The following is a 14,123-nucleotide window of genomic DNA, read 5'->3' as shown; positions in this document are numbered from 1 at the left end:
GTTATTCTCCCCTCTCAGACTGCACAATGACAGCCTCATCTCTTTGAATCCATAGACTCAATATTTCATCAAGCTCTAATCCACGTGTCTTCATAACTTGTATTCCTGATTGTTGCAAGAGATTCTCGAGTTCCTTACACTCTGTTGTAATTAAGCGCAACATCCCTATGGACTCCTGATGTGCAGATATAATGCCTGGTAAATCTTCTACCATGCTAATATCACCTTTCATCCATACTTCCTTCCAATTATCCAGAAGACTATCTTTCTCAACCATCCCGAGAATTCGACCCTGATGAACAAGGATGATGAAATCTGCAAGTCTCCTAATCTCATCTACAATATGGGTAGACAATAGAATCGTCGATTCTCCCTGTGCCATATATTCTTGAAGCTCATTAATCATTCTCTTCCAGGCAAAAGGATCAAGCCCAGAAGAAGGTTCATCTAACAGTAACAACTTAGGATGGGATGCCAAAGCGACGGAAATTTCAACTTTTCTTCGCTCGCCCTTGGACATTTTGTTCAACCTTGTGTTAACAGGAATATTAAACGTCTTGAACAATTTCTGTAACAGCATATCGTCCCAATCTTTATACCAATATGATCGGAATTTTGCGACTTCCTCAGCCGTCATAAGGTCCTCTTCGATATTAGACTTCTCTGATACATAACCAATTTGTTGCTTAATCTCTGGCGGAATCCCATTAGGATAGGACTGACCGAACCATGTAATGTCCCCTTCATCAGGTATCACCGTCTGCATCAACATATTGATCATTGTGCTTTTTCCTGACCCATTCTCTCCTACGATGACAACGACATATCCTTGTGGAATAGACAGATTAAGGGGACCTATCATTTTATTTCTTCGCTTCTTCTTCACACCTACCATTTGAACGACTATTTGCTCCATAACGATTACTCCTTTCCGACCTCGGGATGATATTTACGCGTTACTATATCTAGAAACAATCTTTTTATCTCATCTTCACTGCACTGAACGGATATCCCCGCGTCAACTGCTTTGCCCAAAGCATCCTCAACAGACTCTCGCTTGAATGTTTCCCTTTTGGAGTCTCCAACCTTTGCAACAAAAGTTCCTGTTCCTTGTTTCGTTCGGAGTAACCCTTCACCCTCTAAATCCTGATATACTCTTCGAACCGTAATAACACTGCAATTCAACCCACTAGCAAATTCCCTAATCGATGGTAAAAGTGTATTCTCCTCGATCTGACCATTTATGATAAGCGATCTTAGTTGCGTTTCTATCTGATAATATAAAGGCTCCGCACTGTTCTCGTCTATTTGAATTGGAATCCACACCTTTCACACCTCATTTCGAAATCGTATACGTCTAATTACAGAAGATCTCTGTATTGTAATCTGCGAAAAGTTAATTTACCCATTAGTGTCAGGCTAATTATTCCACCTACTAAAGCACCCCACATGACTGGCGATAGTAATCCCCACTCTTTGCTCATTTCCATTGTATATAACAGCAGATTTCCACCTAGTAACCAGTTAGTGATGCCGACAATAATCGTAATCACTATCAACACTAAGGTTAACCAGAAGTATTTCCTTCCACTATTGGTGAATTCGAGATGAATATAAATCCCTGTGACTACCAACGCATATCCAATCCATGTGAGTGCGAAGCATAGGTAATTTCCTATAGATATCTCCGATCTCAATTGATAGCTAACGCCATATATGATACTAAAGACGATCACGCTATTCATCGTAAATGCGATTACCATCTGAATATATCTATAGCACATAATGACTTTTGGCGAGATTGGCAATGTTCGTAGATAGACCAACATTTGTGTGTATGAATCATCCGTCATATATTTAAAAGATTTCTTTGAGTAATAAAACCCTAACATTGGAGTCATGATTAGCATCATGATGTCTGCCATTGGAATAAATTGTTTGTCATTCTGATACTCTCCCCCGATAAACATACTTATCGTAATCCCGATATAACCCATAAATAGGATTGAAAGGATCAACAGCATCTTGTCAATTTTTATATCCTTTTTAAAAATCACCCAAGCATCTCTTATTACAGTGTTCACGCTCATCGCCTCGCTCTTAAAGATTATTATTCTCCATCATTGTGGTCTGACACTGTTATGTAGGTGTGCTCGGTGTGCTTACTGTATATATCTTTATACACAGTATAATGTGTGCTCATTCTTACGTCAAGATATTATTTGATATTTTTTCCATAAAAAAAGACCCCTCAGTTATACTGACGGATCTTATCCTAGAATAATAATATCTCTTATAACAGAGAGACTTCCTATATACCGAAAATAGCTTGCCACATTGGTTTTGTATGGCCACCTGGATACAGAAGATAAAGAAGTGAGTATACAGCTACACCCGTAATCGCCGTAAAGAACCACATAATCGAAGTAACCCTACCCCATTTACGGTGTTTCGCAAATTTGGATTTAAATCCGAGTGTGAGTGTCGTAAGTCCAAATACCGCTGCAACCGTTGCAAGGGTAATATGGAATATCAAGAATACGCGATAATAAATCTCAAGGTCTTCAGGTCCGCCCCAATTTGTATTACCCACGAATATCGTGCGTGATGAGTAAATTACGAAGAAGATTAACGCTGCAATAGCTCCAGCAATCATGACCTTCTTATGCGCTTCTTTCTTACCCTTAATAATAAGAATCCAACCAATGGCGACTAATACTGCACTTATGACTATGAACGTAGTACTTATCGTTGGCAGCAAGAAATATAAATCCATGTGTATCCTCCTAAAAGTTTTTTTGTAGCAACGCTTCTTGAAAATACTTCGTAAAAAACTAGCTTAACACGAGCCTATAAAAAACATTAGTGTAGCATGCCCGCTGCGATAACGGATTGTCCTTCCGATCGCTGTTGCCCTCCGATTTCTTGATTGTACACCTCTATAGCTGTTGAAATCAGAGGGCAAAGGCGAACGCTTACGCTTCTTCAGGACAATTCCGTCACCTTCGCTACTTTTAATATAATACGTTACTTTTTGAATATACTGAATTTTAGAGCCCACAATCTAACCTTACAAACACTCACTTTCCTACAGATGATTCAATGTACTATCCTTCTGTCTATTCGGAATCACATCATCGTCTTCGCGATTCTCTTTCTTATACCAGTGAAAGAATACGTAACCCAATATCGAAGCGAAAATAATTTCCTGTATGAACTTCATCAGAATACCACCAACCTGTTGATCAACAAGTGGAGACATGATATTAAAGAACGTAGGACCTCCGAACTTCTCTAGCATCGCTATAGGATCTCCGCTAATGCAATACCCCATCGCGTTTGCCCAAGTATTCGGATCACTGTATGTAGCATACATCGGCTGGGATGCAAAAATAATTAATCCACATGCTGGAGTCAATAATACCATATTTAAAAAGATATATCCCATTTTGCCAAGGCTGGACCCTTTTTGACTCTCAGGTAATGGGTTAAGAAGTGTCCACCACATGAGCATAGCTGTTACGAATAATACAAGGTAATACAACCGATGCACATTAAAATGTAACATGACATAATCGTGAATCGCTGGAATGTGATAGAGAGAGAATAATCCATTGAATAAAAGAGCTGCAACAACCGGCTTGGCCAAAAATTTCAGACTACGTAATGGATTCACCTTCAAGAATGCTCGCCATAACCAATCGGGTATTCCCATCATAATTAACGGAGGGGCCACTAAATACGAAAGTGCCATTGTTAACATATGGAATGAGAACATCAAGTGGCCTAATAGACTTACAGGCCCACCCTGAGCTAGATAGAGCATAAACATACCTGAGATAAACATACTTTTCTTCATCCATGATACCGGCTTGGCACCTTGTAACTTATCACTAAGTGGACCTACAAGAAGCAAATACCCAACAGCCAAAAGCAACATGAATACCAGAAATAATGGACTCCATAAGTCCGCAACACTAAAGTATTCTAATCCTAGCATCTAATAACCTCCTATCTTAACCGGTTTCTTATGTCAAAATACGCACAATTGACAATAAACCATTCAAAAAGAAGAGGTGGCATGAGCCACCTCTTCTCATCTTACCACCACATCCAAGACAATGCAGTAATAATAGCCGTACCTGCTACAAAGAATCCACCTAACATGAATATGATCGGAATCATATGGCCTTTATCCTTCAAGTGCATCCAGTATCCCATCTGTACAAACACCTGTAAGACGGCCATTACCAACAATATGATAATGGTAAAGGCTGGATTCACTCCCCCTGCACCTACCGCTGCAAAAGCGATTAGTGTCAACACAATGGAGAAGATAAACGCTACAATATGTTTCTGAGGGCCCTCATGACGGTGCCGTTGATTAACCAGTTGGTGCTTATTCTGTTCATCTACAGTCATGACTTAACCCACCTTTCCAAGCAAATAAACGACCGTAAAGATAAATACCCATACTACGTCGATAAAGTGCCAGTACATAGCGGACACGTAAATCTTCGGTGCCGTCACGACTGTTAATCCTTTTTTATACAACTGTCCAATCAGAACACCGATCCACAATACACCGAAAGCTACGTGAGCACCGTGAAAGCCGACCAATGTGTAGAACGCTGAACTAAATGCGCTGGTAGTCATACCGAAATTTTCTAAATGCATGTACTCATAGAATTCGTAAATTTCAAGAGCTAGAAATCCAATACCCAGAAGCACTGTAACAATCAACCAGGTTATCAGTTCTTTCACCTTGTGACGATGCAACGCCTGAATTGCAAATACACTGGTCAAACTACTTACTAGCAAGATAAACGTCGCAGCTGCCGTTAACGGTAGACTGAAAAGTTCAGCTGCCGTAGGCCCTTCATTCGTCTGATTGCGAAGTGTAAGGAATGTAGCGAAGAGAGTACCAAAGAGTACGGCTTCGCCACCAAGAAATAACCAGAAGGCAAGAATTTTGTTACGACCTTCAAGTGTTGCCTTCTCAGGATATTGAGGCAATTGGCCATTTCCATGTTCTGTGTGTACATTAGCCATGTTTATACCCCTCCTCTTCAAATTCCTCTGGTTCAATGTGCCAACCATGATCATCAAAGAGAGAACGCATCAACATTGATCCGAACGTGATGAGAAGCCCTAATCCACACACAATCCAGTTATTAAATATAAAACTCATAAATGAACTAGAGAACTCTTCTCCACTGAACATTAATCCAAGACCTGCGATAAAAATACCAACAGACATTACAAAAGGAATAATAGTAGGTGAAGGCATATGAATTGGTCCTATTGGCTCTGCAGGAGTCATTTCTGTGTTTCCAGCCGCTTTTTCTTTCCAATAAGCATCAAGACCACGTACAAGTGGTATTTGTTTGAAATTGTATTCCGGCGGAGGAGAAGGAATCGTCCATTCTAATGTGCGTCCATCTTCCCAAGGATCATTAGCACAACCTTTCGGCTGCATAAATGATTTAATAATATTAATCGTGAAGAAAATGATACCCACGCCCATCAAGAAAGCACCTACGGTACTGACGAGATTCATCGTGTCAAATCCTTGATTCGGTAAGTATGTGAACACACGACGTTGCATTCCCATAAGTCCAAGGAAATGTTGTACGAAGAATGTCATATGGAACCCGATCGCAAAGGTCCAGAAGGTCCATTTGCCAAGCGTTTCATTAAGCACACGTCCGAACATTTTCGGCCACCAATAATGAAGTCCTGATAGTAATCCGAACACCATACCACCCACGATAACATAGTGGAAATGGGCTACAACGAAATACGTATCATGGAACTGAAAGTCTGCAGGAGCAGATGCCAACATAACACCTGTTACCCCACCCATCGTAAATGTTGGGATAAAACCAACTGCAAAAAGGTTAGCTGTATTAAATTTCACTTGACCGCCCCACATCGTGAACAGCCAGTTGAAGATTTTAATACCCGTCGGAACCGCAATTAGCATCGTAGATATAGAGAACAAGGCGTTCGCGACAGGTCCAAGCCCTGTTGTAAACATATGATGCGCCCATACCATGAAGCCTAAGAATGCGATCAAAATCGTTGCGAATACCATGGAACTATATCCGAATAACCGCTTACGTGCGAATGTAGGAATAACTTCTGAGATAATACCGAACGCTGGTAAGATAAGTATGTATACTTCTGGGTGCCCAAATATCCAGAATATATGTTGCCATAGTACCGGATTACCTCCACCATCAACGTTAAAGAAATTTGCACCTAGTACTCGGTCAAATGTTAATAGTACTAGACCAACCGTGATCGCTGGGAAAGCGAACAAAATCATAGCTGAAGTAACGAATGAAGCCCATGTAAACATTGGCATACGCATATAGGACATGCCTGGTGCTCTCATTGTTATGATCGTTGCTAGGAAGTTAAGACCCCCAATTAATGTACCCAGTCCCGCAATCTGTAAACCTACGGTATAGAAATCCACTCCATGCGAGGGACTATACATTGTACTAGATAACGGCGTGTACGATGTCCAACCGGCATCAGGCGCGCCACCCATAACCCAACTAAGATTCAATAAGATTCCTCCGAACAAGAATGTCCAGAAACCTAAAGAATTCAGAAATGGAAATGCGACATCACGTGCACCAATTTGAAGAGGAATGATAGCATTCATTAGAGCGAACACAATAGGCATAACGCCTAGGAAAATCATCGTTGTACCGTGCATCGTAATTAATTCATTAAAAGTTTGTGCTTCTAACATGTCATTCATTGGTTTGATCAATTGAAGACGAATTAAGATGGCTTCGAATCCGCCGATTGCAAAAAATAATCCCCCGCTCAACAAATAAAGAATAGCGATTTTTTTGTGGTCGACAGTCGTTAACCAATCCATTAAGCCCTTGTAACGCTTAACACTATGAGCGTGAGCCAAGGTTGTGTACCCCCTTTAGAGTCCTTGCTGTTATTAGTATTCTAATTTGTAATTGGCTAAGTATTCTGCAATGCCATCAATTTCAGCATCGGTAAGTCCTAAATCTTTAGGTGAAGGCATTTTATTACCTGGTTTTACTAATTGTGGATCATGAAGCCATTCTTTCATGTTCTCTAGAACAGGATTGCCTTCATCATTGGTCTCAGAATTCAGCAAGATACTTGCAACCGACTCTCGTGAACCAACTCCAGTAAGATTCGGTCCAACAGCGGTTCCTTGATCACCTACTGCATGACAAGTTAGACATTGGTTCTTGAATGTTTCAGCAAGTGCCTTATCTTCAATAGCCACCATCGGCGCCTTCATAGCTGCTTTCCAAGTCTCAAATGATTCCGGACTTACGGACTTCACTTTGAACTCCATGAATCCGTGGGAAGGTCCACATAATTCTGCACATTTACCACGATATACCCCTTCTTTTGGAGCACTGAAGCTGAAACGGTTAAGCGTCCCATCTGGATTTGTATCCAATTTCCCGGATAGTGATGGTACCCAGAAAGAGTGAATGACATCTGAAGTCTTTAATTCAAATGCAATTTTCTTATTTGTTGGAATGATCAAATCCTGAGCTGTAGTAATCCCAAACTGAGGATATTCAAATTCCCACCAATATTGATGTGCATTAACCTTTACTTGGATAGCATTCTTATCATTCGCATGATCTTCTCCAAATGCAAATACCTCTTTTACTGTAGGTACTGCAAGAACAAGAACCAATATCAATGGAATAACCGTCCAAATAACTTCTAACTTGAAATTACCTTCAACCTGTTCTGGCATCTCCGTATGTTCAGGTCTTCTTCTGAATTTAATGATTACATACGCTGAAATTGCAAATACAATCACTAACACAACTAACATAATCGAGATTGAAAGCTTAATTAAATCGTACTGACCTTGTGCCACAGGCCCTTGCGGTCTTAATACCGACAAATCTTCGCGGCCACATCCTGCCAAGAACAAAGAAAAAATTGCTAGCATTGGAAGAAGTCGTTTCATAACCTGCCACCGTCTCATTAATTATCTACCCCACTTCTGTTGCATTTTTACATATTTTTCAAAACATTATCACTTAAAAAAGCCTTCATTTTGCTCAAAAAATGAACCTGTCAATTAAAATAATCACCTATTTTAATATAAGTTTAAGGTAGTACTTTGTCAATCATTGGCGCTTAGTTCACAAAATGTTCAAATATCAAAAAAACTGCATTCCACAGGCATTTGTAATCGATTTCAAACATCAAAGATAGCTTAAACATTAAGAAGTGTCTCTAGTAAATGCACCCTACTCAGAACCTATTCTTTGTATATTTGGCTAAATTGTGACTTTTAAATATATTAGATTGAACGAATTCCCTAGTAATATCCAATCAATTTAGACACAAAAAAACCGTATTCCACGGTTCATAACCGCAGAAAACAGTCTATAGAGGTCTTCCATTATGTTCAATTCATTGTATTATGAAACGGATGAATTCATACGTCCCAATTCATGTTCAACCACAGAGGTCAATTCCTCTTCATATCCTCCCATAATATGATATTTCCGGACGTAATCCTTGACAAATTTCTTAGGATCCTTAGGCCGGAAAATTCTTGTCATTTCCCGCAGACTTTCCTTGACTTCGTTATGACCTTTCGTTGCCATAATTGTTCCCTCCCAAAACGCTGAATGAAAAGCTAGGGTTTAGAGAATGCCGAAAAGATCTTCCTTAAAACATCGTGAAGTAACATGCATTATGAGGTGGATAGAAAGCTCTTCGATCACCGCCAGGCATCTAACAATATACTTACCCAGAACCAGTGTAGCTGAATCACTCATCCACATTATATCATACTTCCCAATATCTTGGGTAAAATGATTCCTTTATTCTTTTTTGAGCTTTGTGGATTGCTATAACTATTATATCACCCTCAATATTTTTCTTATTAAACATGATATGCTGCATGATGTTATTTCACCTCTGGCATCTGCTGACTAATTATTATTAACTTCTTTAGAAATAACATCTTCATAACATGTCTAGCTTATACATAGGGTAATAAGGATACTTGGTTTAGCTAATAAGGAGCGTGGTCTACTCATGTCCCCATTCAAATCTTCTTCTGGTTTACCTGAGCATATTGCTGCTGCGTTATGTTACTTATTTTCTTTTGTTGGAGGCATTGTCTTCTTAGTTGTAGAACGCCGTAGTCAATTTGTTATGTTTCATGCGTTGCAGTCCGTTATATTCTTTTGTGGGATGATGGTCGTACATGTCATCGTAGGTTTCATCCCGGTGATTGGCCCACTTATCGCATCATTGTTATCTATCCTTACTCTAGTCATGTGGGTGATATTAGTGGTAAATGCTTTTCAAGGACGATGGTTTAAAATCCCCTTGATAGGTGACATTGCTGAAAGTCAGTTACGACACTTTTAGAATTACCATATTTTACAGTTTTCTTTTAGGGCTTTTCTTTTTAGAATAGATATATCCATTACTTGGAGGAGAAGAGATGTATCTATTCGTAATAAATAAAAAGTCTGGCAATGGAAACGGGTTCCGCACTTGGCTTAAAGTACGTTCCATTCTTCAGTCACGTCAGATTCAATATCACTATATATTCACAGAAAGTTCCGATCAAGCCTCCTGCTTACTTACAGAAATGCTGCAGCAACCGCAACCTTGGCAAGCCGTAGCAATTATTGGTGGTGATGGCACGATCCATAGTATTTTGCCAATCCTAAAAGAAACTGGTATCCCATTAGCCGTTATTCCAGCAGGTTCTGGTAATGATACAGCTCGCAGCTTCGGTATTCCCTTCGACACAGTTGGTGCACTTGATGTTTTACTTACAGGTCAATCACAGGCAATAGATCTCATATCAACTTCGGGAACGCTGACACTAACAGCACTTGCCATTGGCTTCGATGCTCAGGTTGCTGAGAACGTTAACCGTAGCTCCTATAAGAAATGGTGTAATACATTTAGAGCTGGCAGAGTCGCTTATATTATTGGAATTCTACATACCTTGCTTACGTTTAGACCAGGAAGAGTCAGTGTTACCTGCGACAATGATACCACCACTTATGAATTCACATGGATGACGGCAATCTCGAATGTCCCCTCCTATGGTGGCGGGTTCAAGATAGCACCACAAGCCTTACCCAATGATGGTCAATTAGACATCTGTGTCGTTCACGGTTGCACGCGTTTACAACTATTATGTCTATTCCCTAGAGTACTTACGGGAAAGCATGTATCCCTTCCATTTGTCACCATGTTGCGCGGTCGGGTAATTTCCATCGATAACGAGCTGCCAAGGTTAGCCCTTGGTGACGGTGAGAATATAGCTCATCTTTCTTACGATTCTATTCTATGCCCTAGGGCCTTACAGTTGATGCTCCCACAACCGAAGTGAAACCCGATTGAATTCATATCATACATATTTAAATGGACCATCCAAGGAGAAGATCGCTTCTTCAGGAATGGTCCTATTTTTCATTACAAAAAGAGGATTATCTCAGAAGGTCTATAGTTAGATCTTCTAGGATAAGCCCCTATTCATTTAATTATGCGGATTTACCTGCTTCAGCACCTTTTAATCCGTTAAAAATAAGATTCATCGCAATGGCTGTTACACTACCTGCAACGATACCATTGTCCACAAGAATACGAGCCCAGCTTGGTAATTGAGCAAATAGGTCTGGCACTACTGTAACACCTAGTCCCATACCGACAGAACATGCAATGATGAATAAATTCTCATATCTATTCAGGTCGACTTGATCGCCTAGCATACGAATACCTGACGATACAACGAGTCCGAATAAAGCAACCATAGCACCACCCAATACAGACGGAGGAACTAATTGTGTCAGTGCAGCGATCTTAGGGACAAACCCAATAACGATCAGAATTCCACCCGCTACAACGATGACGTCACGTGTCTTGACACGACTCATTTGTACGAGCCCTACATTTTGAGAATACGTCGTATACGGGAATGAATTAAACAATCCCCCAAGTATAATGGCTAAACCCTCAGCACGATAACCACGAGTCAGATCCTTAGAAGTCAGATCTTTATCAACAATTTTACCCAGTGCCATAAAGACACCTGTAGATTCTGCAATACTCACGATAGATACTAGCATCATCGTCAATATGGCCGATGGATGAAAGGTGGGTTTACCGAAGTAAAATGGCTGTATACCATGGAACCAGCTTGCTTCTCTAAGCGGTGTCATATCAACATGACCGAACATCGCTGCCGCTAACGTACCTACGACTAAACCAATTAGAACAGATATAGATCGAATAAATCCCTTCGTGAAACGGTTCATTAGAATAATAAACAACAGCACACCAAATCCAAGAGACAGATTCAGGGGACTTCCGAAGTTAGCCGCTGAAACATCCCCACCACCGAGATCCGTTAAAGCTACTGGAATAAGCGTCACGCCAATAATGGTCACAACAGAACCTGTTACAACAGGTGGGAATATAGCTATTAACTTCCCGAATAAACCTGAGAATAAGAGAATAAATATACCTGAAGCAATAATCGCACCATAGATAGCAGAGACCCCATACTCAAGTCCGATAGCAATCATAGGGGATACTGCTTGAAAAGCACAGCCTAACATCACAGGAAGTCCAATACCGAAGTATTTATTCCCCCATACTTGCAACAATGTCGCCACACCACAGGCAAGCAAATCAATGCAAATGAGATAGGTTAATTGTTCTGATGAAAGTCCCAGTTGCCCTGCCACAATAAGAGGAACAATGACTGCACCTGCATACATGGCCAACACATGCTGAAGACCTAGTGAGAATGTTTGAAGTGGATTTCTATTCTTCTGAAAAATAGGATCGTGCCCTTGTTCATGCTGTTGCATCTGACTGTACTTCCCCCTAGACAATAATAAATCAAATATGTGATTGCTATATGTTTAAGCTTCGCTAGAATCTTCTTCCACAAAAGTCACGGTCTCATTCTCTAGTGCCGCAACACGTACAAGTGATTCAACACGATATCCTGCATCTAATAGAAGCTGACGTCCAGGCTGGAATGATTTCTCTATAACGATACCGATTCCTACGACCTTTGCACCTGCCTGCTCAACGATCCGGGCTAGTCCAAATGCTGCTTCACCATTCGCTAAGAAATCATCAATAATTAATACACGATCATTAGGATCTATGAATTTCTTAGCTACTGTAATTTCATTGGTCTCTTGCTTCGTAAAGGAGAATACCTTCTCTACATAAATGTCGTGTTTGAGCGTAAGTGATTTCTGTTTACGTGCAAAAATTAGCGGTACATCTAGCTCAAGTGCCGTCATAATCCCTGGCGCTATACCAGAAGACTCAATCGTTAGAACCCTAGTAATGGCCTCATCTTTAAATCGGCGTGTGAACTCCTTGCCCACTTCTTTCATCAATACCGGATCCATCTGGTGATTCAAGAATGAATCCACTTTTAATACCTTATTACTCAAGACGATGCCTTCGGCTATGACTTTGTTTCTCAATAATTGCATCCTAATATCCCCCTTAAATTAATTTTATATATTCATATCAACACACAAAAAAATAAAAGCCCCTTCGCCACTGCTAGCTTTCAGCAGAGAATCAAGGGCCTTAGATTAACAAATATACCACACCAATCCGTGCTTCACAGTCAAATAAACTGATCACAATGATGGAGCAGACAATATATTATTAACCCGTAGTCCAATCATTTCGGTGATCGGGTAGAGACATGCAGGCCTATCCCTGCACCTATACGAGAATCATATAAATGTAACTTGGAAAGTATAACGCATAACACCGTACAAAATAAAGAGGAAAATGCTTACTGCTTCATTTAAATAATTCTATAAGAAATTGCTGAGAATGGTTTTGAGGTCTCTATCTTCTGTGTACTTTTCTTCACCCATATCCAATTCAGTAATTCTAATCGACTCGTAATCAGCTGAAGGGTCAACGGGCTTAAACACTAATGAATTGGGATCAGAAAGTACGACTATATAAGCCATATCCTTAAACATCTCAATTAGTTGTTCATTACCCGGTTGTTGATTCTCATTAAGAAAGATTAACCCCCGTAGATGCTTTAATTCCTCTTTATGTTTCACTTGAAAATGAACGAGACATTCCTTCATGTGATATTCCTCCTTGACCTTGTTGTCATTTTTTTAATCAATGTCCTCAGCTTCTTCAGGTTCTAATACTACATTATCACTATTATCGTCATTGTCATTATTACCTTTGTCATTGTCGCTATTCGCCGTGATTGAATCCGTCCCGACATACTTGTTATAAATTTGTTCATAATGTGAGCCGTAACGATCTGTTAGTTCGTTACCCATGTCACTCTCCATTTCATATAAGACCATCTCCTGTGTGAAATGGCTAAGCAGTAACTCCGTCATGACCGGATGAAGGGTTACCATAGCCACAGAAGAACAGTTCTCTCCACGCGTGCCAAGCATACACCAAGTACGATCAATAACGAATGAGAATTTGCGTCCCGTGCTCTCTGATGGCTCCTTATAGGATGAATCCCAACCCGGCCATAACATATGGCGACTTAAAGAAGTTTCTCCACCATCCGTAGACCAAAGTAACTTCACACCCCTGCTCTCAGCACGTTCTAATTCATTGCGTAAAAGGGTTGCTTCTTCATGACATACATCAATGACAATTTCGCGCTCTGCACGCTCTAATTCATGAGTCAGTGCCTCTAGTATCTTCTCATCTCCTTCAACAGAATAAAAAGGAGGCTGGTCCATTACATCCCTTGGCATTTGACTCTCAACAAATGACAGCGATTCCCGCATTTGACCTGAGATCATATGCGTTAATTCTTCTGTCTTAAGCATACTGTACCGAACAGGTTCCCCCTGACTACTATGTAGAAAGCCCTGTTGGGATAGACGTTGTAATGTAGTATACACATTAGAGCGAGAAACACCCAATCTTTTGGCCACCTCATACCCAGATGAAGGACCCCTTCCAGCCAATTCAACCATCACTTTGGCTTCCATCTCCGTAAATCCTAGATTTCGAAGATGATGTAACAACTGTTCCATTCTCCTGTCCTCCCATGCTGCATGAACGTGTTCCATTTT

Annotated in this window: 16 protein-coding genes and 1 riboswitch; of the genes, 2 read left to right on the top strand and 14 right to left on the bottom strand. The window is 40.4% G+C overall.

Annotation, left to right across the window (positions count from 1 at the left end):
- Window position 1 precedes the first annotated feature (1 nt).
- The 10 genes from PBAT_RS12495 to PBAT_RS12450 all read right to left on the bottom strand — a co-directional run bounded on the left by PBAT_RS12495 (window position 2) and on the right by PBAT_RS12450 (window position 8,645).
- The gene (locus PBAT_RS12495; RefSeq protein WP_068649996.1) at window positions 2-916 is read right to left on the bottom strand and encodes an ATP-binding cassette domain-containing protein; all 915 of its coding nucleotides are present in this window, start codon (window positions 914-916) and stop codon (window positions 2-4) included.
- Window positions 917-921: 5 nt separating this feature from the next.
- Complete coding sequence (locus PBAT_RS12490; RefSeq protein ID WP_068649994.1) at window positions 922-1,326, bottom strand: GntR family transcriptional regulator; 405 nt, start codon at window positions 1,324-1,326, stop codon at window positions 922-924.
- Between the two features lie 35 nt (window positions 1,327-1,361).
- Window positions 1,362-2,084: an ABC-2 transporter permease gene (locus tag PBAT_RS12485; RefSeq protein WP_149466240.1), complete on the bottom strand. Its 723-nt coding sequence runs from the start codon at window positions 2,082-2,084 to the stop codon at window positions 1,362-1,364.
- Between the two features lie 227 nt (window positions 2,085-2,311).
- On the bottom strand, window positions 2,312-2,776 hold the full coding sequence (locus PBAT_RS12480) for a DUF420 domain-containing protein (RefSeq protein WP_068649990.1): 465 nt from the start codon (window positions 2,774-2,776) through the stop codon (window positions 2,312-2,314).
- A 312-nt stretch (window positions 2,777-3,088) separates the two neighbouring features.
- Entirely contained in the window at window positions 3,089-4,000 is a 912-nt protein-coding gene (gene ctaG, locus PBAT_RS12475; protein WP_068649988.1) for a cytochrome c oxidase assembly factor CtaG, read from the bottom strand.
- 101 nt (window positions 4,001-4,101) lie between these two features.
- Window positions 4,102-4,422, bottom strand: a complete 321-nt coding sequence (locus PBAT_RS12470; protein WP_068596391.1) for a cytochrome C oxidase subunit IV family protein — start codon at window positions 4,420-4,422, stop codon at window positions 4,102-4,104.
- Window positions 4,423-4,425: 3 nt separating this feature from the next.
- On the bottom strand, window positions 4,426-5,052 hold the full coding sequence (locus PBAT_RS12465) for a cytochrome (ubi)quinol oxidase subunit III (protein ID WP_068649986.1): 627 nt from the start codon (window positions 5,050-5,052) through the stop codon (window positions 4,426-4,428).
- Window positions 5,045-6,898, bottom strand: a complete 1,854-nt coding sequence (gene ctaD / locus PBAT_RS12460; protein ID WP_420848772.1) for a cytochrome c oxidase subunit I — start codon at window positions 6,896-6,898, stop codon at window positions 5,045-5,047. Before ctaD ends, PBAT_RS12465 begins: the two co-directional genes overlap by 8 nt.
- 72 nt (window positions 6,899-6,970) lie before the next feature.
- On the bottom strand, window positions 6,971-8,014 hold the full coding sequence (gene coxB, locus PBAT_RS12455) for a cytochrome c oxidase subunit II (protein WP_068649981.1): 1,044 nt from the start codon (window positions 8,012-8,014) through the stop codon (window positions 6,971-6,973).
- 442 nt (window positions 8,015-8,456) lie between these two features.
- Window positions 8,457-8,645, bottom strand: a complete 189-nt coding sequence (locus PBAT_RS12450) for a hypothetical protein (protein WP_068529070.1) — start codon at window positions 8,643-8,645, stop codon at window positions 8,457-8,459.
- Between the two features lie 436 nt (window positions 8,646-9,081).
- Here PBAT_RS12450 and PBAT_RS12445 point away from each other — a divergent pair, with 436 nt between their 5' ends.
- The gene (locus tag PBAT_RS12445; RefSeq protein WP_068649979.1) at window positions 9,082-9,420 is read left to right on the top strand and encodes a DUF4870 domain-containing protein; all 339 of its coding nucleotides are present in this window, start codon (window positions 9,082-9,084) and stop codon (window positions 9,418-9,420) included.
- 76 nt (window positions 9,421-9,496) lie between these two features.
- On the top strand, window positions 9,497-10,402 hold the full coding sequence (locus PBAT_RS12440; RefSeq protein WP_068649977.1) for a diacylglycerol/lipid kinase family protein: 906 nt from the start codon (window positions 9,497-9,499) through the stop codon (window positions 10,400-10,402).
- Between the two features lie 151 nt (window positions 10,403-10,553).
- Here the strand turns inward: PBAT_RS12440 and PBAT_RS12435 are convergent, their stop codons facing one another.
- The 4 genes from PBAT_RS12435 to PBAT_RS12420 all read right to left on the bottom strand — a co-directional run bounded on the left by PBAT_RS12435 (window position 10,554) and on the right by PBAT_RS12420 (window position 14,084).
- The gene (locus PBAT_RS12435) at window positions 10,554-11,885 is read right to left on the bottom strand and encodes a nucleobase:cation symporter-2 family protein (protein WP_068649976.1); all 1,332 of its coding nucleotides are present in this window, start codon (window positions 11,883-11,885) and stop codon (window positions 10,554-10,556) included.
- Between the two features lie 54 nt (window positions 11,886-11,939).
- The gene (locus tag PBAT_RS12430) at window positions 11,940-12,530 is read right to left on the bottom strand and encodes a xanthine phosphoribosyltransferase (RefSeq protein WP_068649974.1); all 591 of its coding nucleotides are present in this window, start codon (window positions 12,528-12,530) and stop codon (window positions 11,940-11,942) included.
- Between the two features lie 169 nt (window positions 12,531-12,699).
- Window positions 12,700-12,799: riboswitch (purine riboswitch) on the bottom strand.
- A 67-nt stretch (window positions 12,800-12,866) separates the two neighbouring features.
- The gene (locus PBAT_RS12425; RefSeq protein WP_068649972.1) at window positions 12,867-13,154 is read right to left on the bottom strand and encodes a hypothetical protein; all 288 of its coding nucleotides are present in this window, start codon (window positions 13,152-13,154) and stop codon (window positions 12,867-12,869) included.
- Between the two features lie 33 nt (window positions 13,155-13,187).
- Window positions 13,188-14,084: a TrmB family transcriptional regulator gene (locus tag PBAT_RS12420; protein ID WP_068649970.1), complete on the bottom strand. Its 897-nt coding sequence runs from the start codon at window positions 14,082-14,084 to the stop codon at window positions 13,188-13,190.
- Between the last annotated feature and the right edge of the window lie 39 nt (window positions 14,085-14,123).

Source organism: Paenibacillus antarcticus (assembly GCF_001637225.1).
GTDB classification, from domain to species: Bacteria; Bacillota; Bacilli; order Paenibacillales; family Paenibacillaceae; genus Paenibacillus_AQ; species Paenibacillus_AQ antarcticus.
This window is presented reverse-complemented; position numbering and strand designations above follow the sequence as displayed.

Coding starts and splice junctions, on each gene's coding strand:
- PBAT_RS12495 (WP_068649996.1), bottom strand. CDS start 916: ATGGAGCAAATAGTCGTTCAAATGGTAGGTGTGAAGAAGAAGCGAAGA.
- PBAT_RS12480 (WP_068649990.1), bottom strand. CDS start 2,776: ATGGATTTATATTTCTTGCTGCCAACGATAAGTACTACGTTCATAGTC.
- ctaG (WP_068649988.1), bottom strand. CDS start 4,000: ATGCTAGGATTAGAATACTTTAGTGTTGCGGACTTATGGAGTCCATTA.
- PBAT_RS12470 (WP_068596391.1), bottom strand. CDS start 4,422: ATGACTGTAGATGAACAGAATAAGCACCAACTGGTTAATCAACGGCAC.
- PBAT_RS12465 (WP_068649986.1), bottom strand. CDS start 5,052: ATGGCTAATGTACACACAGAACATGGAAATGGCCAATTGCCTCAATAT.
- ctaD (WP_420848772.1), bottom strand. CDS start 6,898: ATGGATTGGTTAACGACTGTCGACCACAAAAAAATCGCTATTCTTTAT.
- coxB (WP_068649981.1), bottom strand. CDS start 8,014: ATGAGACGGTGGCAGGTTATGAAACGACTTCTTCCAATGCTAGCAATT.
- PBAT_RS12450 (WP_068529070.1), bottom strand. CDS start 8,645: ATGGCAACGAAAGGTCATAACGAAGTCAAGGAAAGTCTGCGGGAAATG.
- PBAT_RS12445 (WP_068649979.1), top strand. CDS start 9,082: ATGTCCCCATTCAAATCTTCTTCTGGTTTACCTGAGCATATTGCTGCT.
- PBAT_RS12440 (WP_068649977.1), top strand. CDS start 9,497: ATGTATCTATTCGTAATAAATAAAAAGTCTGGCAATGGAAACGGGTTC.
- PBAT_RS12435 (WP_068649976.1), bottom strand. CDS start 11,885: ATGCAACAGCATGAACAAGGGCACGATCCTATTTTTCAGAAGAATAGA.
- PBAT_RS12430 (WP_068649974.1), bottom strand. CDS start 12,530: ATGCAATTATTGAGAAACAAAGTCATAGCCGAAGGCATCGTCTTGAGT.
- PBAT_RS12425 (WP_068649972.1), bottom strand. CDS start 13,154: ATGAAGGAATGTCTCGTTCATTTTCAAGTGAAACATAAAGAGGAATTA.
- PBAT_RS12420 (WP_068649970.1), bottom strand. CDS start 14,084: ATGGAACAGTTGTTACATCATCTTCGAAATCTAGGATTTACGGAGATG.